20 protein-coding genes and 3 pseudogenes are annotated in these 21884 nt (G+C 27.9%); 17 read left to right on the forward strand and 6 right to left on the reverse strand.

Annotation, left to right across the window (positions count from 1 at the left end):
- The first annotated feature begins 11 nt into the window (after nt 1-11).
- Genes HF850_RS00405 through HF850_RS00415 form a run of 3 tightly spaced genes read left to right on the forward strand, consistent with a single transcriptional unit; the run spans nt 12 to nt 4397 of the window.
- A complete protein-coding gene (locus tag HF850_RS00405) occupies nt 12-3074 on the forward strand; it encodes an ATP-binding protein (RefSeq protein WP_169103503.1) in 3063 nt (1020 codons plus the stop codon).
- Between the two features lie 13 nt (nt 3075-3087).
- Complete coding sequence (locus HF850_RS00410; protein WP_169103504.1) at nt 3088-3804, forward strand: hypothetical protein; 717 nt, start codon at nt 3088-3090, stop codon at nt 3802-3804.
- A 14-nt stretch (nt 3805-3818) separates the two neighbouring features.
- Nucleotides 3819-4397 (forward strand): hypothetical protein, encoded by a 579-nt coding sequence (locus HF850_RS00415; RefSeq protein ID WP_169103505.1) that lies wholly within the window; start codon nt 3819-3821, stop codon nt 4395-4397.
- A 387-nt stretch (nt 4398-4784) separates the two neighbouring features.
- Here HF850_RS00415 and HF850_RS00425 read toward each other — a convergent pair whose 3' ends face one another.
- From HF850_RS00425 to HF850_RS00445, 5 genes are all read right to left on the reverse strand, one after another.
- Nucleotides 4785-5171 (reverse strand): C-GCAxxG-C-C family protein, encoded by a 387-nt coding sequence (locus HF850_RS00425; RefSeq protein ID WP_169103506.1) that lies wholly within the window; start codon nt 5169-5171, stop codon nt 4785-4787.
- A gap of 201 nt (nt 5172-5372) precedes the next feature.
- Entirely contained in the window at nt 5373-5936 is a 564-nt protein-coding gene (locus HF850_RS00430; protein ID WP_169103603.1) for a 4Fe-4S binding protein, read from the reverse strand.
- Between the two features lie 29 nt (nt 5937-5965).
- Nucleotides 5966-6169, reverse strand: a complete 204-nt coding sequence (locus HF850_RS00435; RefSeq protein ID WP_169103507.1) for a 4Fe-4S binding protein — start codon at nt 6167-6169, stop codon at nt 5966-5968.
- A gap of 110 nt (nt 6170-6279) precedes the next feature.
- The gene (locus HF850_RS00440) at nt 6280-6693 is read right to left on the reverse strand and encodes a Crp/Fnr family transcriptional regulator (RefSeq protein WP_169103508.1); all 414 of its coding nucleotides are present in this window, start codon (nt 6691-6693) and stop codon (nt 6280-6282) included.
- A 34-nt stretch (nt 6694-6727) separates the two neighbouring features.
- Complete coding sequence (locus tag HF850_RS00445; protein WP_169103509.1) at nt 6728-6946, reverse strand: hypothetical protein; 219 nt, start codon at nt 6944-6946, stop codon at nt 6728-6730.
- 149 nt (nt 6947-7095) lie between these two features.
- On the opposite strand from HF850_RS00445, the gene pdxS reads away from it, so the two are divergent.
- The 7 genes and pseudogenes from pdxS to HF850_RS00485 all read left to right on the forward strand — a co-directional run bounded on the left by pdxS (nt 7096) and on the right by HF850_RS00485 (nt 15491).
- Nucleotides 7096-7965: a pyridoxal 5'-phosphate synthase lyase subunit PdxS gene (pdxS, locus tag HF850_RS00450; RefSeq protein WP_169103510.1), complete on the forward strand. Its 870-nt coding sequence runs from the start codon at nt 7096-7098 to the stop codon at nt 7963-7965.
- A gap of 1 nt (nt 7966) precedes the next feature.
- Complete coding sequence (pdxT, locus tag HF850_RS00455; protein WP_169103604.1) at nt 7967-8536, forward strand: pyridoxal 5'-phosphate synthase glutaminase subunit PdxT; 570 nt, start codon at nt 7967-7969, stop codon at nt 8534-8536.
- Between the two features lie 522 nt (nt 8537-9058).
- Nucleotides 9059-11857: pseudogene (locus HF850_RS15515) on the forward strand (insulinase family protein).
- Nucleotides 11858-12194: 337 nt separating this feature from the next.
- Entirely contained in the window at nt 12195-12668 is a 474-nt protein-coding gene (locus HF850_RS00470; RefSeq protein ID WP_169103512.1) for a GNAT family N-acetyltransferase, read from the forward strand.
- 334 nt (nt 12669-13002) lie between these two features.
- The gene (locus HF850_RS00475; RefSeq protein ID WP_169103513.1) at nt 13003-13188 is read left to right on the forward strand and encodes a ferredoxin; all 186 of its coding nucleotides are present in this window, start codon (nt 13003-13005) and stop codon (nt 13186-13188) included.
- 205 nt (nt 13189-13393) lie between these two features.
- Nucleotides 13394-14263, forward strand: coding sequence for a Cof-type HAD-IIB family hydrolase (locus HF850_RS00480; RefSeq protein WP_169103606.1), 870 nt, complete (start codon nt 13394-13396; stop codon nt 14261-14263).
- 406 nt (nt 14264-14669) lie between these two features.
- On the forward strand, nt 14670-15491 hold the full coding sequence (locus HF850_RS00485) for a HAMP domain-containing sensor histidine kinase (protein WP_169103514.1): 822 nt from the start codon (nt 14670-14672) through the stop codon (nt 15489-15491).
- Between the two features lie 89 nt (nt 15492-15580).
- Here the strand turns inward: HF850_RS00485 and HF850_RS00490 are convergent, their stop codons facing one another.
- Nucleotides 15581-16690: a DEAD/DEAH box helicase gene (locus tag HF850_RS00490; protein ID WP_169103515.1), complete on the reverse strand. Its 1110-nt coding sequence runs from the start codon at nt 16688-16690 to the stop codon at nt 15581-15583.
- A gap of 800 nt (nt 16691-17490) precedes the next feature.
- Here HF850_RS00490 and trpE point away from each other — a divergent pair.
- The 7 genes and pseudogenes from trpE to HF850_RS00525 all read left to right on the forward strand — a co-directional run bounded on the left by trpE (nt 17491) and on the right by HF850_RS00525 (nt 21830).
- The gene (trpE, locus tag HF850_RS00495; protein ID WP_169103516.1) at nt 17491-18882 is read left to right on the forward strand and encodes an anthranilate synthase component I; all 1392 of its coding nucleotides are present in this window, start codon (nt 17491-17493) and stop codon (nt 18880-18882) included.
- Nucleotides 18879-19466, forward strand: coding sequence for an aminodeoxychorismate/anthranilate synthase component II (locus HF850_RS00500; RefSeq protein WP_169103517.1), 588 nt, complete (start codon nt 18879-18881; stop codon nt 19464-19466). The genes trpE and HF850_RS00500 overlap by 4 nt, the downstream gene beginning before the upstream one ends.
- A gap of 24 nt (nt 19467-19490) precedes the next feature.
- Nucleotides 19491-19592 (forward strand): annotated as a pseudogene (trpD, locus tag HF850_RS15520) (anthranilate phosphoribosyltransferase); the annotation flags it as partial.
- Entirely contained in the window at nt 19573-19773 is a 201-nt protein-coding gene (locus tag HF850_RS00510; protein ID WP_169103518.1) for a hypothetical protein, read from the forward strand. The pseudogene trpD and the gene HF850_RS00510, both read left to right, overlap by 20 nt.
- Nucleotides 19740-20378: pseudogene (gene trpA, locus HF850_RS00515) on the forward strand (tryptophan synthase subunit alpha); the annotation flags it as partial. The gene HF850_RS00510 and the pseudogene trpA, both read left to right, overlap by 34 nt.
- A 439-nt stretch (nt 20379-20817) precedes the next feature.
- Nucleotides 20818-20994, forward strand: coding sequence for an ATP-binding cassette domain-containing protein (locus HF850_RS00520; protein ID WP_169103519.1), 177 nt, complete (start codon nt 20818-20820; stop codon nt 20992-20994).
- Nucleotides 20995-21527: 533 nt separating this feature from the next.
- A complete protein-coding gene (locus HF850_RS00525) occupies nt 21528-21830 on the forward strand; it encodes a hypothetical protein (protein ID WP_169103520.1) in 303 nt (100 codons plus the stop codon).
- Nucleotides 21831-21884 lie beyond the last annotated feature (54 nt).

The raw sequence follows: 21884 nt of genomic DNA on the forward strand, positions 1-21884 counted from the left end.
GGAGAATTACTTTGACAAAAGAAAAATTTGCAATAGATTTCTTAAGAAATGCAGATGACCTATATTTAAGTGATAATAACAAAAAAGCATTTGCTGCTGTTCAAAACATACTTCCAAGAGAACTTGCATTATATCATATTGAAGAAGTATCTTTTGAGGATAAAGCTCCAAGAAAAGAAGCACTTGAAAATGTATTAAGTGCAATGAAAATAAGCGGTATTAATTTTATATATCTTATACTTGGTGATGAAAGCGGAGTTCATTTTTACTATGGAGTTGCTAAAGATTTATCATCTTATGAAAACATGGAACTAAGCATTAATGATATTGGTAAATATATATTAGAACCAAGTATTAAAGGAAACTTTAGAGGAAGTAAAACTAAATATGTAGCTCCAGAATTAAAAGATAGAATTATAGATAAGATTAATAATATGAAATATTATAGTGTTCTAGAAGGAGTTCCTGGTAGCACAAAAGATTCTGAAAAATTTCAATGTGCAGATAGATTAGTTGATGTAATGCTTGGAGATAATTTTGGATTTATGATAATTGCTAAGCCATTAACAGGAAGTGATATTAATAAGATAGAAAAAAATCTTTACAAGTTGTATTCACAAATAGCACCGCTTTCTAAAAAAAGTCAGCAAAATGGTTCATCAAAAAATACTGGTTCAAGTAAGAGTACATCAAAGGGAACATCAAAATCTAATGGTAAAACTTATTCTGAAGCAAAACAAAGTGGTGGTTCTAAGAGTGAGGGATTAAGTAATGGAACAACTAAAAGTACAGGAACAAACAGTAGTTCTTCAAGTGGGTCATCTTCAAACTCAACATCTACAGGAAAAAGTGGTTCAGAAGGATCGAGTCATAGTAAAACATCATCATCAGGTAGTACATGGAGTACATCGACAACCCAAGGAAATTCAGTTAATGAAAGTATAAATGAAAATGTTACAGAAGGAAGTAATACTGGAGAATCATCTTCATTTAGTACCACTTTAGAGTTTGTAGATAAGGAAGCTCAAGACTGGATAAAATACTTTGATGATGTAATTATTCCACGTTTGGATTATGGAGCAGGAAAAGGAATTTTTGTAACATCTTCATTTCTTCTTTCTGATAATAAAGCAAGTTTGAAGAAATTAGAGAATACTGCTATGTCACTATATTCAGGAGAAACAGGAAACAAAGTTCCGCTAAAGGTATATTCAGTAATTAATAATAACAATTCAGATACAGTAAAATTCTTGAAAAACTTCCAAGTTCCATTTGGAAAAGTTTCAAAGGATACAAATGATAATGAACTTATGGCAAGATCAGCTTTATCACAATTTGTAAATTCAAATAAAGAATTTTATCAAGGAAACTGGATTACAACAAACGAATTAAGTATGATTGCAGGACTTCCGCAAAAAGAAGTTGTAGGATTGAGTTTAAAAGAAGAAGTTGAATTTGGACTTAATTTTAAAAGTGATATTAAAGAAAAAGATAAAATTGAACTTGGAAAACTTGTACAAAGCGGTAATATAATAGATAAAATAAATGTATGTATTGATAAGAAAAATCTAGATAAACATATATTTATTACTGGAGTAACAGGAAGTGGTAAGACAACAACTTGTCAGAAAATTTTAATAGATAGTAATCTTCCATTTCTTATTATTGAACCAGCAAAAACTGAATATAGAATACTTACAAAGCAGTTTGATGACCTTATGGTATTTACGCTTGGTAAAGACTTCGTTACACCTTTCAGATTAAATCCATTTGAATTTTTTGCACACGAAAGTATTACATCAAGGGTTGATATGATAAAGGCAAGTATTGAAGCTTCTTTTGATATGGAAGCAGCTATACCTCAGATAATTGAAAGTGCAATTTATGCATGTTATGAGGACTATGGATGGGATATTGCTACAAACAGAAATTATATGTTTGAAGATCCATTTGGAGATGGAGTATATGCATTTCCTACTTTATCAGATTTAATTGCCAAAGTTGACGTTGTTGTAAAACAGCAAGGGTTTGATGAGAGATTAAAAAATGATTATATTGGTTCTATAAAAGCAAGACTTCAAGGGCTTCTTGTAGGCTCTAAAGGCCTTATGCTTAATACTAAGAGATCAATTAATTTTGAACAATTGCTGGATAAACGTATAGTATTAGAATTTGAAGAAATAAGAAGTGCAAGCGAAAAGTCACTTGTTATGGGATTTGTATTAACTAATCTAATGGAAGCAATAAAAGCTAAGTTTAAAAAACAAGGCACATTCAATCATATTACTTTAGTTGAAGAAGCTCACAGGTTATTAAGCAAGTTTTCTCCTGGAGACAGCCCAAATAAAAAGCAAGGTGTTGAAACATTTGCAGATATGCTTGCTGAAATAAGAAAATATGGTGAAAGTCTTATTATAGTAGATCAGATTCCTAATAAACTTACACCAGAAGTATTAAAGAATACAAATACTAAAATAGTACATAAGATTTTTGCACAGGATGATAAGGATGCTATTGGTAATACGATTGTACTTGATAAGGACCAGAAAGAATTTTTATCAAATCTAGACACTGGAAGAGCAATTGTATTTACTCAAGGTTTTTCTAAGGCAGTTCAAGTTCAAATAGATAATATTACAAATACAACAAGTGAAGAAAGAATAGAAGATGAAGAGCTTCAAAATATTGTGTATGAATACTATATGGATAATTATAAAAGTGGGGTAATAGAAGGTATACAATTCCTTGACAGTAAACCTACTTTAGATGAATTTAGAAGTATTATTGAAGTTTTTAGAGATACAAGAATAATTACATTTTTCGAAGATTCTATTAGAGGAAAAAAAGATGAAAAAAGTATGAAGTTAATTAGAGATTATATTCATAGATATGGATGTGATATAATCGCAAAGTACATAGCTAATGCTTACTATTCAAAAAAGCCAGAAGGTAAAGGCAGATATAAAAAAGACGATAAAGATGTATTGGAAAAATTAAAAGAATTTATAACCGGATATTCTGAAAATAAATTAACATTTGAAGAAATAGCCAAATATATAAAGATTTTATGTTAAAGGAGGAAAAATAATGGGTATTCTTAGTAATATAGGAAGTGCGCTAAGTAGCGTTGGTAGTGCAATATGTTCAGGAATAAGTAGTGCTTGTAGTGCAATAGGAGGTGCTTTATTTTCTGGAGCAAGTGGAATAGCATCCCTTGCAACTGGTATCGTTAGTCCATTAATTGGTTTAGGATTGCCAGAGATTCTTATAGGTATTAAAGTTATAGGTGGTATAATATCTACAATTGCTGAAATGTTAGGATTAAAAGATAAAGAAGAAACACCTGAAGAACTTGGTATGAAAGCAGAAGAAGCAGAGAGAAAACCAGAACAGTTTGAAAGTACAGAAAAATATATAGAATATTTAAGAAATGAAGTACAAATTGATAAAGAAAAATTAGAAAATTTAAGTGATGAAGATAAAGTAAAATATGCAGCAATAGGTTCATCAATATACGTTAAAGGAATGGAAGAGAAATATGGAATGAATATGCCTGCAGACTTCTGGAGAACTGTTGCTGATTTAAAAATGGATGGACAAGAAGTAAAGGCATATATAGATAATTTTAAAAAGCATAATATAACTGATATGTCTGATATGACTAATTATATAAAGAGAGATTTAGATGATGGAAAAGATAGAGGCGCAATTTCTGATGCAATGATTGATTCATTAAAAGAATTAAATCCTGATGCAACCAGAGAAGAACTTTATGAAAAACTAATCAGCTTAAATGATGAATAAAGGGGCAGTAAATTGTGGCAGTACATAGATATTTGTTTTTTGCAGAAAATGATAATTTAAAAGTATATTTATATCATCAAGAAGATAAATTTTTTGAACCACTAAAAAAATTAGGCGAAGAGGTTATTTCGATAATTAATTCTAATGAAATCTTCACATGGTGGAAAGAAGAAGCTTCTTTTAATTCTGAAAGAGATACGACTGATTTTTGCTTAATATATGATAAAGATTATGATTTTATTGAAGAATTTAATTTTAATCAGCCTAATAAAACAGTTTGGAGTAAAGGTGTATTAAATTATTTCTTAGATAATTATACAGACTATTCTAATGTAGAATTAATTCACAATGACAACACTTATAAATTTAGTAGAGCCAATAAAAATTTTACAGATTATGCTGTAAAAAAACTTCATACTAATGTCAGACTTAAAAATAATGATATTTCATTTAAAGATAATAAGACAAATATAAAGCAGGATATAAATGCAAAAAACAATGTAGATATAAAGGCAAAAGCAGATACAAAAACAAATAATAATTATAGCGCACTTGCTGAATTTTTTATTTATAAAATGGCAAGTGAAAAATAATTTCAATACTATAAAAATGCTTAAAGGACTGCTATATAAAAGTTATGTTGTAGTCCCTTAAGAATATTTTTGTGTTGTCATTTTAGGCGATGAATGTTCTTGTCATATGTTGCACACGCAACATTAAATTAATACTAATTTCTATATAATACTAAATAAGAATATTATTTTATTCAAATGAAATGATTACTGATTATCACAGAAAAGAAATATTTAGTTGATATATGGTGGCCAAGGGGAATAAAAAAAGAAAAATTAAAAGATACTGAATGGAAAAAAAATATATTCCCATCAAGTGAAGTGATAAAGAAATTTCATGCTGGTGAGATTTTATTTGAAGGTTTTAAGCAAAAATATCTAGATGAGCTAGATAAAAATGAAGATGCTTCAGCCAGCAGTATATTGATCAATTAATTCAATTGCTTCTCTAATCATGCCATCACAATGTTCTTTCTTGTTGCCGCCTTTTTCAATGTTAGCTTTTAGTAAGTCAGAACAATTAATATTGCCATTATGATTTTCTCTTATTTTATTCTTAAATTCTCTAATTATTGCTGGATTATTAATGCCTTTTGCACCTAAAACCATTAGTGCACTTGTAACAGCTCCACATATACTTCCACTTTTCATTCCTCCACCAAAGTTACATGCAATACATGAAGCTTGATTTTCAGTTATTCCAATTTCATCAGCATATGTTTTCATAATTGCTTGTGCACAGTTATCTGGTGTTTTTTCTCTTAATTCCATTGCTTTTTCTACATGTTTATTCATATTGTTTTATCTCCTTATACTTTAAATTAATTTTTATCTTTATAAGTTTTATTAAAAATACTATAAATATTTTGGCCCATCGTTAAAAAGTGCGCTTGACAAGAAATATTAATATTATAATATCCTAAAATGGCTTTTTTACATTAAATAATATTGTGATTTTAAATGTCAAGAACACATTTTGGTGTAGAACCAATATTTTTAAGCTTTTTTATTATAATTATTATATTTTAATTTGCAGATTCCTTGTGTCATAGTACCCATAGGACAGAATGTACACCATGTTCTAGGCTTATATAGCACCATTACAATTAATCCAATTAACGTTGAAGTTAACATTATACTATAAAGCCCAAAACTAAACTTTGCTGCCCAATTTGGAACAATACCTGGAGTATATGCAAAGCTCCAAGGAACTTTAAATGTCCAGAATAACTTAACTGCTTCAGTAAGGTTATTAGCACCTGCTGCAACTAAATATGTTTGAAACAGCATATTTCCAAACATAACTAAAAAGAATATTAAAAATGCATATCTAAATACTTTAGATGAAACCCACTTAGGAGCAAGTTTATTTCTTGAACATTTATTCTTTTGGCCTAATAATACAAATAATTGACTTCTGCCACACATATTATTACAGAACCATTTATTTCCGCCTACAATAGCAAAGAGTAGTGGTAGAGTAAAATCTATAAGCCCCAGCCAAGCAAATAATATATTAAAGAAGCCCAAAGAAAAATAAATGATTGCCCATATCCACATATAATGATACCACTTCTTTTTCTTATCCACTATATTTCACCTCGATTATTTATTTCTATACATCCTGCAGGACATAATTTTGAACACAATACACAACCAACACACTTTTCAAAATCTACTTCTGCAAAACACCCATGTACAATTGAAATTGCTTTTCGTGGACAATTGTTATAACATGCACCACATGATACACATCTGTTTTTATCTATGTCAGCTACTTTTTTAGATAACATATTGTACCTCACTAATTTACTAAAAATAAAAGCATCCTTGCTTCGATAATAGAATATCAAAATACAGATGCTATGTATGTGACATTGTCACATTTCTATAATTTTTTTATTTAATGATCATTTTTAATAATCTTCTTTAATTTATCTTTATCAAGAAGTTCTATTTGACCTCTCTTTACAGATAAGATTCCTTCACTTGTAAAGTATTTGATTATTCTTGATACTACTTCTCTTGCACTTCCAATCTGTTTAGCAATTTCATCTTGAGTTACTTTAATTATGTTGCTATTTTGGCGTATAGTTTCATTCCATATAAAATCAGCAATTCGTTCATCTACTTTCATAAATAATAATTGCTGCATAGTCCACATAACTTTAGTAAATTTCTCAGCAGCATTTTTGTATATATATAATCCCACCTGTGGATTTTGATCCATTATATGACTAAACTGATTTGAAGGGATTACATAAACTTCCGTATCACCTATAGCTTCAATAAGTATATCAAATGCAATTGAATCCATTAAACAAGATGCAGCTAAGACGCATACTTCACCTTCACCAACACGATATAATGTTATTTCTCGACCTTCTATAGAAACAATAAATACTCGTAATTGACCTTTTTTTTACAGCAAATACTCCTTTACAACCCTCATTAAAATTATTTACAATCTTATTATTTTCAAAAGATTTTTCATAAATTCTTGATGATAATTCTTGTTGTTGTTTATCAGTTAATTTATTCCAAAAATCAAATATATCTGCATAATTCATTTGTATATCCTCCTGATAAGATTATTATACCATGAGATGATTATACATATGTCAGATAATAATCATATTAGATTGTACCCATACATTTGCCAAATAGAAAAATATGTAATATTATGTCCTTAGAAAAAATTTAAAGGGGGCTTTCAGAAATGGAAAGAGAAGTAGTAAATAAAAATTTAGCTCAAATGCTAAAAGGTGGAGTTATCATGGATGTTACTAATAAGGAAGAGGCAATTATTGCTGAAAAGGCAGGAGCATGTGCAGTAATGGCTCTTGAAAGAGTACCATCAGATATAAGAAAAGAAGGCGGAGTTGCCAGAATGTCAGATCCAAAAATGATAAAGGAAATACAAGAAGCTGTTACAATACCAGTAATGGCAAAAGTAAGAATCGGACATTTTGTTGAAGCACAGATATTAGAAGCTTTAAATATTGACTTTATAGACGAAAGTGAAGTGCTTACACCAGCAGATGATAAGTATCATATTAATAAGACAGATTTTAAGGTACCTTTTGTATGTGGTGCAACTAATATAGGAGAAGCATTAAGAAGAATTGGTGAAGGTGCTTCAATGATTAGAACAAAAGGTGAAGCAGGAACTGGTGATGTAGTTAATGCTGTTACTCATATGAGAACAATGACTAGTCAAATAAAAGAAATTCAAAAAGCTAGTATAGAAGAATTAATGACAATAGCAAAAAATTATGGAGCACCATATGAACTTGTTAAATATGTATGGGAAAATGGTAAATTACCTGTAGTTAATTTTGCAGCTGGAGGAATTGCTACACCAGCAGATGCAGCACTTATGATGCAGCTTGGATGTGATGGAGTATTTGTTGGTTCAGGAATATTTAAGTCTGACAATCCTGAAAAGAGAGCTAGAGCAATAGTTCTTGCTACAACATATTATAATGATCCTGAGAAATTAGCAGAAGTATCAGAAGATTTAGGTGGAGCTATGTCAGGAATAAATGCTAAAGAAGTAGCACAAAAATATGCTGAAAGAGGATGGTAAAATGAACATTGGAGTTTTATCATTTCAAGGCGGAGTAGCTGAACATTTAACTCAAATCAAGTCACTTGGTCATAAAGGAATTGAAGTGAAAAAGGAAGCAGATCTTGAAATTATAGATGCAATAATACTTCCAGGTGGTGAAAGTACAACTATAGGAAAATTGCTTAAAATAACTGGACTTATGGAACCACTTAGAAAAAAGATACAAGAAGGTATGCCAGTATGGGGAACCTGTGCAGGAATGATACTCCTTGCCAAAAACATAGAAAATGAATATACAAATCATTTGGGAGTTATGAACATAAAGGTTAGAAGAAATGCTTTTGGAACTCAAATAGATAGCTTTAAAACCAAGAAAATAATACATGAAGTTTCTAATAAAGAGATTGAACTTGTATTTATAAGAGCTCCATATGTATTAGAAATTGAAGATAATGTGGATGTATTATGCAAAGTAAATGATAATATAGTAGCAGTAAGACAGGATAATATTTTAGCAACTTCATTTCATCCAGAGTTGACAGATGATTTAAGTTTTTTGAATTACTTTATAGAAAAAGTAGCAGGATAGAATTTTCTAAATATATTATCTTTGCGTACTTATTTGAATCAGGTAATCATCCGGCTATGTTAAGTAATAAAAAGGAGTTTAGAAAAATAGTAATTAATTTCTTAAAACAATAAGATTCTTTATAATATGATGACAGTATATTAATTTTCACTTAATACACTGTCATTTTTTTATAAACAATATTTTAATTAATTGGTCAAAATAGAAATTTAAGAATAATTTAATGGAAAATATTGTATCAATAATATAAAATATGAATATAAATCTTAGAAAGAAGTGATATAAATGAAAAGAAGGCTTATAGCTACTTTACTTATGCTATCAATGGTAGCTACTACAATATTGTGTACAAGCTCTTATGGTGCTTATGCTTTAGATAATAATTCTTCTGTAACATCTACAGTTCAAAAAGTTGGACAAGAGTTATATGGGTTTAAAGTAGTTGAAATTAATTATAATGATAAAACAAAAACTAATGAAATATTAATGCAGCATGAAAAAACAGGTGCAAAAATGCTTGTAATGAAAAATGATGATAAAGATAGGGGTTTCTGCGTAGGCTTTAATACTCCAAGTGAAAGTGATAAAGGAATAAATCATATTTTAGAGCATTCGTTACTTGGTGGAAGTGAAAAATATCCTTCAAATAATATAATATTTAATGTAATGAATAGCACATATACATCATTTATTAATGCTATGACATTCCAAAACGCTACTATATTCCCAGTATGTTCACAAAGCGAAGAACAGCTTGTTAAACTTACTGATATATATATGGATGCAGTATATAATCCACTTATAGCAAAGGATAAAAAGGTATTTGAAAGAGAAGCATGGCGTTATGAAATGGAAGATAAAAATTCGCCTCTTACTGTCAACGGAATTGTTTATAATGAAATGAAAGGGAATTATGGAAATATAAATTATGCTGCCAGTGAAAATGTTAAGAAATCACTTTTTAAAGATACAAATCAGAAATATAATGCAGGAGGAATTCCAGATTCTATTTTAGATTTATCATATGATGAATTCTTAAATACTTATAAAAACAACTATAATCCATCAAACAGCTTTATGATTTTGTATGGTGATATAGATTATGGAAAGTTCTTGAAAATGTTAGATGAAGACTATCTTTCAAAATATGATAAAAAGGAAATCAAAATTGACAGACAAATCCAAAGTGATTTTAATGGATTATATGAAGCAGATTATGATTTTCCGGTAGCTAGTGATTCTAATGAGTCAGGTTCAATAATTGATGTTGCTTTTGCTATGAATGATGTAAGAAATATGGATAAGGAAGATTTCTTTGGATTATCACTTATTGCTTCACTTTTAAATAATGATTCATCAGATTTTATGAAAGCCTTAAAAAGCAGCGGAATTGGAGAGGATTATAAGATAACTTTGGGAAGTTATGATGCATATGAACCAACATTTGATATAAGAGCCACTAATGCTGATCCTTCAAAGAAAAAAGAATTCTATAATCTTGTTATGAATGAACTTAATAAATCAATTTCTAATGGTATAAATAAAGAATTAGCTTATTCAGTAATAAATTCAACTAAGTTTTCAGATGTTTTAAGTGGTGAAGTAGGTTCTGTATATTCATTACTTATAGCTTCACAAATGAATATGATTTTTGATGATCCTACTGTAGATCAAGTTGAATATATAAAGAATATACAAGGAAAAATTAATGATGGATATCTTGAAAGTCTATTAAAGAATTACTTAATAGAAAATAAGAAAAGCGTATTAATAACAACAAATCCCAAGCAAGGGCTTTTAGAAGAAAACGTAAAAAAACTTGAGGATAACCTTGCTGCTAAAAAGGCTTCAATGAGTGAAGAGGAAATTAATAATTTAGTTAATGCAACTAAAGAATTTAAAGAGTGGAACAGTAAGGATGCAGATCAGGATATAATAAATTCATTAAAAGCAGTTACAGCTAAAGATATACCTATAGAGGTTAAAGACTATGAGATAAAAGAAGAGAAAGTTGATAATTTAAAAATTATAACAAGTTCTTGTAATGTAGATGAAATAGGTTATGTTAACTTTGATTTTGACATAAGTCATTTAAATAAAGAGGAGCTTCATTATTTATAGTTTTATTGTAACCTTTTAAATAATATTCTTCCTACTGCTAGTAGAGATATAAGCGCTATTATGAATGAACTTGCTTCAGATACAAGTAATTTCGGTATTAATATGGATACTGTTTATGATGATAAGGATGGAGCTAATGTACATCCAATAGTAAGTGTATCTTCATTTATAATGAATAAGGATATGAAAAAGGATTTAACTTTGTTTAATGATATAGTACTTAATAGTATTATAGATGAAAGTGTAGATGAATATATTAAAAATGCAATTATTGATGCAAAGCAGGACTTTAAGAATATATGCAGTAATCCAAATGGATATTTAAATTTAAGGTCAAGAGCATATAATGATTTAAGTGCAAGATATCAAAATTATTATACAGGCCTTGATTATAATGAATTCATAACAAAGCTTGAAAAGGAATATAATGAAAATCCTAAAGCAGTATTCGATAAATTAAAAGCTGTACGTGAAAAAACATTTGGTAAGAAGAACTTAACTATATTCTATTCAGGTAATCAAAGTGGGCAAGACTCATTAAAGAATTCATTATCGTCTTTTACATTAAACTTAAATGATAATACTTATGAAAAGGTATCTGTAGACTTACCAGTTCCAGCAAAAAGGGAAGCATTTACAATAAACTCACAGGCGCAATCTTTATATATGAATTCAAGCTTAAATGATGCTGGTATAGAGAAAAGTGGAAATTTAAAAGTAATGTCAAAATTACTTGAAGAAAAATACTTATTACCACAAATAAGACTAAATGGTGGGGCTTATACAGTTGGATGTGGAGTTGGTGATAGTTCTTTTACAACTTATACTGCAAGAGATAATAATTATTTTAATTCTATGAACATAATTGCACAAAGTGGAAAATATCTTAAAGATACATTACCTCAAATAACTCCAGAAATACTTGATAACTATATAATTTCAACATTTGCACAAGAAAATACTCCAGTTGGAGAATTATCTGGTTCAGTTGAAAGCTTGTTATGTTATAAAAATAAAATTACTGCTAATGATAAAAGGAATACTCTGGAAAATATTAAATCGACTGATTTATCAGACTTAAAAAATTCACCTGATTTACTTGATAAATTAAATTCTAATGCTAATTATATAGTTTCAGCATCTCCAGAAGCAATTGAAGAGCATAAGGATTTATTTGATAAAATTATAAAATTTCAATAAAACATAAAAAATACCAGCTTATGAATTATAATTGGAATACATAAGCTGGATTTTTAATTTATAAAGGGAATAAATATTAAAAAGATTTTCAAATCTACAAGTTCATTATATGGTATAAATGTGTCAGTATTGTTTCAATAATATTAAGAATTGATATTTATAAATTATAGTTAATATTAAAAAAACATTTCTCATATTATCTATATTTTTTATAAGCAACTATGGGAATATATTGGTTAATTTACTTTATATATGTTATAATTAGTACGTATATAAAACAATATAAAAAGGGTAATAATTTAGAGAAATTTTTATTGGTAATATGGGAGATAACAATATGAATAGAGAAATACTTGCTGAGTATCAATTAGAATTTAAAGATGTCACATTAAATGACTTAGATAATATGATTGGTATGTATATAGAAACGTTTAATTCAGAACCATGGAATGATAAATGGACTGAAGAAACTGCTTATAAAAGATTACATGCAATGATAAATGTAGAAGATTTTTATGGTTTATGTGCTTATAAAAATGACCAGCTTTGTGGTGTAATAATAGGATGTAAAGAAGAGTTTTATGATAGAACTATTTTTAACTTGAGAGAGTTCTTTGTTAACAACTCATTAAGAGGTCAAGGAATTGGAAGTAAAATGATGATAGAATTAGATAAAAGACTGCAAATACAAGGTGTAAAAGAAATAATTCTTTATACTATTCGTAATATTATGACAGAAGGTTTTTATGAAAAATGTGGTTTTAATACTTACGATAATATGGTTGTTATGGGCAAAAATCTTGCAAAATAAATTGTATTTAGAAGGTGTATAGATATTGTTCAGAAATTAAAAGAAACTGCAATTTTAAATCTAAGGAATACTCTGAGAAGAAGTTAACGTTAAATGAATTATTTAATGTTTAATATAATTATATAAATATATTCATAATTCTAATAAGATTTTGCACAAAAGATTGATACAGTATCAAAAACATAGATACTTATTGTAATTATAAATAATTGTTAATATTTAGTGTGTGTTGACAAATAATAATTATTGATTAATAATATTACTGTATTAGAAATTATTTAGTTGATGTTATTCTAAATATATACTAAGAATGAAATTTAGGAGGAAATGTGAAATGAAAGCATTTGTTGATGAAAATACATGTATAGGTTGTGGATTATGCGGAAGCATTTGTGATGAAGTATTTTCTATGTCTGCATCAGGAGTTGCTGAAGCTGGTCCTGTAGATCCTTCAAACGAAGAAGCTACAAGAGAAGCATGTGATAGCTGCCCAGTAGGAGCTATTTCTATTGAAGAATAATCTTCTTAAATAATAAAATATAAACTCATTTAATATTTTATTATTATATATGTTAATTATTAGATAGAAGTAAAAGTAGTTTAAAGAAAGTATTCTTTAAACTACTTTTATTTACATTTAAGCAATTATATAGGATAATAAATTTATATAATTTTTAAAATTTATAATTAACATACAATAATAAAATAAAAGGTGGGGGCAAATGATGATAAAATTAATAGCATCTGATATGGATGGAACTCTTCTTGGAAGTAATCATGATATATCAGAAGAAAATTTGAAAGCAATTAGACTGGCTCAAGAAAATGGTATAAAATTTGCAATTTCAACTGGGCGTGCATACGAAGATGTTAAACCATTTATAGAAAAACATAATCTTAATTGTCAATGTGCAGCTTTAAATGGTGGAGAGTTTGTAGATGAAGAAGGAAATGTAATTGAAGGTATATACATAGATAGTGAAAAAGCTAGGGAAGTATTAAATGAAATGATGAAATTTAATCTTTCTATTGAGATATATACCAATAAAGGATTTTACACAACTAATTCCAAGAAAGATACATTAATAGGAATGATTAAAAGAACTAGAACTTTTTATCCTAGTTTAAAGAAAATAAAAGATATAATAAATCATGCTAAGAATCATCCACATTTCATTAGAATGCATTATATTACTGACCTAGATGAGTTTTTTAACAGTGATATTAAAATAGGTAAGTTTGTATCTTTTGCTGAAACTGAAGAGGAAATAAATAAAGTAAAAGAACACATGAAAAAAATAGAAGGACTAGCTGTATCATCAAGCTTTGTTACTAATATTGAAGTAAATCATGAAGATGCAACTAAAGGTAAGATACTATCAAAAGTTGCAGAAAAAATGGGTATAAGTAAGGATCAAGTGGCTGTATTTGGTGATGGTTCTAACGATTATTCAATGTTTGAAGAATTCCAAAACTCATTTGCAATGGAAAATGCTATTCCTTTAATTAAAGATTCAGCAAAATTCATAACAACTAAAAATACTGAAGATGGGGTAGCTAAGGGGATATATAAAATACTTGAAGAAAATATATAAAGTATCCACAAGATATAAATACAATAAGTATATGAATTAATACTTTAATAAATTAAGTGTAATTATCTCCTTGTTAGTAAATTTAGGAGAATTACCACTAAAATGTTTGCTAAATAAAAGAATTCTATATCAGTAATAGAAGAAACATAATAATATAATTTAATTAATTTAATTATAGTCGTTTTGTTTATGGCCTATATTTTAAACTAAGTTTGAATTTTATTATGTTTCTTTTTTGCTTTAACTCTTAATTCGTGTATGTATAAAATAAAAAAACATTTATTAAAAAATTCTAATAAATTCTAATAAATTTTTAAAACTATATTAATTATTTACTTTTGAAATTATATTTATATTTGGAATAATAATAAGTATAGTAGGTGCATTTCATTTATCTAAGAAATTTTTGCATAAAATAAATAAGCTATCTAATGAAATTGAAGAAGCAAAAGAAATAGGATTAAAACATAGAATAAATGTATCAGATTTTAATGATGAGTTTGATAGAATAGCTATATTATTTAATTCTATGATGGATAAATTAGAAAATACCTTTGAAGAAAAAAAAGTATTTGTTTCAAATGCATCTCATGAATTAAGGACTCCTCTTACAGCCCTTAAAGGTCATCTTTCTATGATTAAAAGATGGGGAAAGAATGATATGAATCGTATGGAAAAGTCTCTTGATATATGCATAGATGAAACAGATAGATTAATAAAAATTTCAAATGAGCTATTAGGTCTTATGAGAGCTGAACGAGAGTTTGTAGCATTAGATGAAATAAAGGAAATAAAAGTGTTACCTATAATCACAGACTGTATAGAACATTATAAAATATTAAATAAAAATGTTGTATTTAATGTAGACGTAGATAAAGAGCAACGTATTAAAATTTTAAAAGAGCATTTAAAGCAATTAGTAATTATCTTTATTGATAATGCAATAAAATATAATAATAAGGATATATGCAATATTGATATAAAAATATCTGAAAATAATGAAAAAGTAAACTTAATCATTATAGATAATGGGATTGGAATCCCTGAGGATGATATTCTATATGTATTAAATAAGTTTTATAAAGTAGATAAATCTAGAAGAAATAATAATTCTTATGGAATAGGATTATCAATAGCAAATCAAATAATAAAAAATTATAACGGTAATATACTTATTTCTAGTAAGGAAAATATATATACAAAAATACAAATAGAATTTAAAAGGTAGAGTTGTACAAATGAGAATGGAAATATAATAGAGTTTGATAGTGAATATGATGATTAATTATAAATAAAAAAGCAGCTTATGCTGCTTTTTTATAGTTCAACTATTCTTCTTGGAATTTTAAATCCTATAGCTTCTTCGATTTCTTCTAAAGCTCTTTTATTTTTAGGGTCAATAAACATGCATGTAGTTCCACTTTCACCAGCTCTTCCTGTTCTTCCTATTCTATGTATATATCCTTCAGTAGTTTCTGGAATATCATAATTATATATATGAGTAACTCCTGTTATATCTAAGCCTCTTGCAGCTACATCAGTTGCTATTAAATATTGAAGTTTTGCCTCTCTAAATTCTTTCATTATTCTTTCTCTCTTATTTTGAGGAACATCACTATGTATTTTTTTACAGTTGTATTTTCTTGTGTGAAGAACAGTTTCTAAATCATCAACTCTTCTTTTGGTTCTACAGAATATAATAGCTAAGAATGGATTATCTTCATCAAGAACTTTACATAAAGCATCACGCTTTTGTCTATCTGTAGTTTCTACAACAAACTGTTTTATAGAATTATAATCAACCTCTTCTTCCTTAACTGAAACAATAGCAGGATCATTCATATATCTATATGCTAATTTCTTAACAGCAGAATCCATTGTGGCTGAAAAACATAACATCTGTTTTTTCTTAGGCATTGCAGTCATTATCTTTTCAACTTCATTTTTAAATCCCATAAATAACATTTGATCTGCTTCATCTAATACAAATGTTTTTATGCCACTTAAATCTACCGTTTTTCTTTCAATATGATCAAGTAGTCTGCCTGGAGTTGCAATTATCATATGCATATTATTGTTAAGTTTTTTAAGCTGTTGATTTATATCTTTTCCACCATAGCAGGCAAGAATATTTATATTTTTTCCTTTTGCTAACTTTTCAGCTTCCTTAGATATTTGAAGTGCAAGTTCTCTTGTAGGAGTAAGTATAAGACTTTGCACTTTTTGTGCTTTAGGATTTATCATTTCAAAAATAGGCAATAAGAATGCAAGTGTTTTACCTGTACCTGTTCCAGCTTCAGCTATTAAGTCTCTACCTTGCTTTATTATTTCTATGCTCTCTTCTTGAATTGGAGTAGGAGTTTTTATTCCGTTCTTATTTAATATATCTATAAGTTCATTACTTAAACCTAATTGTTTAAAATTCATATTATTCAACCTTTCATGTTTACAGATTTTAAGTATGATTAAATAAACACTAAATTCTATAATATATATTAATATATATGTTTGTCAAATTTCAGAATAATTATTTATTGCCTCTTCATATCTTATGGTTTCATTTTAAATTGAATTAATATTAAATAATACAATTGTTTTGTGCATTTTTGAATAATGTAAAAAAATATTCATAATATGATTAATTTACTGTTCTGAACACTTATCAAAGTAAACTTTGGAACGGTAGTAGTTTATATTAAAACTTCCTAGTAAATATATTTAAAATAAAACACTTATTAATAAGGTGTAAATAAAAGAATTTTTAAGCAAGATAAATCTAATATTTAGAAATAACGAAATATCACCAAAAATTAATTGGAAATTTTTTGTAAAAAATAATATAATTAATCCAAGTTAAAGCCGTTGAGAAGAATAGTAAATAATAGAGTTTAGTATAAAGAGAATCTGATATTATGGTGAGAGTCAGTTACTGTAGCTGTTATTGAATGGGTCTTTGAGGTGATATCTTGAAATAATAGTAGGGGTATACGGGAGTCAGCCGTTAAAATGACAGGATATAATAAAGTTAGCTTTACGTATCTGATATGAGATGTACATAGGTGGTATAACGAATTTTACACTTCGTCCTAAATAGGGTGAAGTTTTTTGTTTTATGGCAGAATGTATTATGCTTGGGTGGCATAGCGAGTCACTTCGTCCCAAAGTGGATGAAGTGGCTATTTTTATGCTAATCGTTAACTATTAACAAAAAGAATTGGGGTGTATTTATGATTAACATTACAAAAAAAGAATTTGAAGACAAGAAGAATAAAGAAAAAGTATTTTCACTTATAAGTGAATACAGGGGAGATGAAGTAACTCCCATAAGAATCTTTAATGGTTTAAAAGGTAGAAGAAAGTTCATCTTTGAAAGCGGAGCTAAAGAAAATTACTTTGGAAGATATTCTTATGTGGGAGAAAATCCTTATAAAGAAGTAAAAGGTGAAACTCTTGAAGAAATCAATGAACTTAAAAATGCAGTAAGATTGAATTTTGACTCAACTACTAATAAATTTTCATTTAAAGGTGGCGCAATTGGATACATGGGTTATGAAACTTGTGCCTTATATGAAAAAAAACTTAACTTTAAAAATCCAGATGAATTAAACTTACCACTTATCAGATTTAACTTATACAGCAGATATATATGTTATGACCATTTTACTCATAAGGTTTATGTTATTGATAATATTTTAAAGGATGATAAAAGATCTTATGAGGAAATATTAAATGACCAAAAGGAATATATACTTTCTCTTTTATCAAGACCAACAAACATTGAAGAATTCCCTAAAGAAACAGAAGTAACATTTGAACTTTGTACTTCAAAAGAAAAGTATATTGAAAATGTTAAGAAGTGCAAAGAGCATATTTTAAAAGGTGATATTTTTCAGGTAGTTCCATCCCTTAGAATGAAGTGTACTATTGAAAAATCATTTGTTGAAATATACCGCAGACTTAGAGAAGTCAATCCATCTCCTTATATGTATCTACTAGATTATGATGATTATCAGGTAATTGGATCTTCACCTGAAAGTGTAGTAAGTCTAAAAGATGGCAAGGTGTCAGATAAGCCTATTGCAGGTACAAGACCAAGGGGGAATACTCCTGAAGAGGATAGTGCTTTAGAAAAAGAGCTTATTAAAGATGAAAAAGAGTTGGCAGAACATATAATGCTTGTTGATTTAGCTAGAAATGACATTGGGAAGATAAGCAAAATAGGTTCAGTTGAAGTACAGGATTTTATGAAGATAGAAAAATTTTCACATGTAATGCATATAACTTCAACTGTAAGTGGACAGATATTAGATAAACTTGATGGATTTGATGCACTTAGTACATGCCTTCCTGCTGGTACATTAAGTGGAGCACCTAAAATCAGGGCTATGGAGATAATTGAGGAACTTGAAGAATACAGACGTGATATTTATGCAGGATCAGTTGGATATTTCTCTTATGGTGGAGATACAGATATGGCAATAGCAATAAGAACAATAGTTATGATAGGAAAGGAAGCTTATCTTCAAGCTGGAGCAGGAGTTGTATATGATTCAGTTCCAGAAAAGGAATTTGAAGAGGCACAAAACAAGCTTATGGCATTAAAGGAGGCATTAAGATGATACTTTTAATTGATAATTATGATTCTTTTACTTATAACTTATATCAGTATTTAAGTGAATTTACAAAAATTAAGGTAGTGCGCAATGATGAAGTTTCTTTAGAGGATATAAAAAACATGAATATAAGTGGAATAGTTATTTCTCCTGGGCCAGGAAATCCAGACGAAAGTGGAATATGTATAGATGTAATAAAAGAGTTTGGAGATAAACTTCCAATCCTCGGAATATGTTTAGGACACCAATGCATAGCTCAAGCTTATGGTGGAAAGGTAGTACGTGCAGATAAAATATTTCACGGAAAAACATCAAAGATAAGTGTAAAAGGCAAGAGGTTATTTGAAGGTATTCCAAGAAAAGTGGATGTTATGAGATATCACTCACTTGTAGTTGAAAATAAATCTCTTCCACAATGTATAGATATTATAGGTGAAACTGTTGAAGACAATATGATAATGGCAATAAAGCATAAAGATTATGATGTGTATGGTCTGCAATTCCATCCAGAATCCATTTATACACCAAAGGGAAAACATGTTTTAAGCAATTTTGTAATTAATATATGTGGCGATATAAGCCAAGACTAAATATGGTATTAATTAAAATCAAAAGTAAAAGCCCTTAGAGATAACTATACACCTATAAAAATTGATAATCCTAAAAACTTAATAGATACATGTGGAACTGGTGGAGATGGAGGAAAAACATTCAATAAAACCAGATTATGTGGGATTTGTTTTTGCTGAAAGTACAAGAAAAATAAGTAAAGAAAAAGCTTTAAAATTGTGTTCAAAGTTAGCTAAAACTATAAAATCAGTAGGAGTATTCAGAAATCAGACAATTTCTGAAATTGTAGATATATTAAATACAGAGTACCATTCTCAGACCCTTTAGCAGATGGTCCTGTAATACAAAACGCTTATACTAAAGCATTAAATGATGGAGTGAAACTTAAAACTGTATTTGATGCAGTAAAGAAAATAAGAACTTACAGTGAAGTCCCTATAGTTTTAATTGTATATTACAATATTGTATACTGTAGGGGAGTTGAAGTATTCTTAAAAGAAGCAGCAGAAAGTGGAGTAGATGGTTTAATTGTTCCCGATATTCCACTAGAAGAAAGAAGTGAGCTTCAAAATACATGTATGAAAAATAATATATATTTAATACCGCTTGTAGCTAGAACTTCTAAAAATAGAATTGCTAAAATAACAGAAAATGCAAAAGGATTTGTTTATTGTGTATCTACCAATGGTACTACAGGAGAAAGAGCCAGCTTTGATGACCAAGTAACTGAATATCTTCAAGAAGTTAGAAATATAGTAGATATTCCTATATGCCTTGGTTTTGGAATTTCTTCAAAAGAAACAGTACGCGAAGTTAAAGATAATTGTGATGGGGTGATTGTAGGAAGCGCTGTTGTTAAGAGAATGAGTTCTGGAATAGATACTGTATTAAACTTTATAGATGAATTATATGAAGGATTTAAAGAAGATTAAAAGTTATCATTGTAAAATATTGTAATGTATGTTAATATAAAAATATTAATATAAGTATTAGAAAGGAGAAAACAATGAGAATATTTGCGTAATCAATTTATTTTAAACAATACCTGGTATAGTGTATTTGTTGTGCAAAATTTGATTAATGCAATACTCATAGTTGATTCTTGTCGTATATTATATTGATTATATGTGTATAATAGATTTTATTTATTATAATATTCACAACTTAATTAATGAAAAACCTATTTTTTAAGAGAATTATAAATGAGTGTATTTATCTTATTTATAATTCTTTTTTATAGGCAACTCAACTCACATACGTTTACTGGGTACTCACAGAGAAAGTTCTGTTAAATAAATCGGAGATTCTCAGAAAGGAAGTAAGAAAACACCTCTTCACATTCGTTTAGAGGTGTAAGTTCGAGGTGATAGTATGTCTATAATTATAGAATGTAAAAATATATGTAAAGAATATGGAGATAAAACAATTCTAAATAATATAAGTTTGAAATTTTACTCAAATGAGAAGATTGGCATAGTAGGTAATAATGGGTGTGGGAAAACTACTTTAGCTGATATTCTTAGCAAAGAAAAATTTAATCCTAGATGAACCTACAAATCATATAGATCTACATGTTCGAGAACAATTAGAAAATTCTTGATAAAGAATACAGTATGCTGATAAAAGAGCGAGGATAGTAATACAGGAATTATTTAAGTATTCAAGATTACACATTAAATGAATATGTTTTAAAATTAAATAAATTTTTCCTTGTAAAAAATTACTTAATATGCTATTATAATTTTAATTACATATTAAGTAATTGTAAGAATAATATGATGTTAATGTAATTTAATCCAATAAGTTATAAATCCTTAGTATAATTTATTTCTTGTGCAAAATTGGGTTAAATACAACATTATAAATTTAATTACCTACAAACCTATTTTTAAGAATTATAGATGAGTTTAACAAATGTCTATCTATAATTCTTTTTTTATTTAATTACCTTATATAAGATTTTTACATAAAATTTGATATTATATTATGTGAATGTTATAATTTCCATAATAGATGTATAACAAAAAAATACCTCAGCTACTTGTTTGTAGTTGAGGTATGATAAAGAGGTGCATAAAATTATGGCAAAGAGAAACAGCAGAAATACAGATATATTAAAAGAAACTAAAGATACAACATCTCCTAAAATATATAATATTCTTGTTAAATGTGTTAATGGAGATAGAGAAGATCTTGCAGAGGATGTATTAAAAGCAGATTATCTTCTTAACTATACAAGTAACTGTATAAAGGATAAAGACTATAGAGAAGCAAAAGAAACTATAGCTATGGCAAAAAACAGAATAGATAAGGTAAAAGATGCTGGCTTCGATGTAGAGTATCTTATGTATTTATATGAAGGTATTAAAAAGAAGATCAAGTAATATCTTATTATATTAACTATTCAACTGTATATTAAGTGAAATTTATATAAGCAA

Source organism: Clostridium sp. SM-530-WT-3G (genome assembly GCF_012843905.1).
Taxonomy (GTDB): domain Bacteria; phylum Bacillota; class Clostridia; order Clostridiales; family Clostridiaceae; genus Clostridium.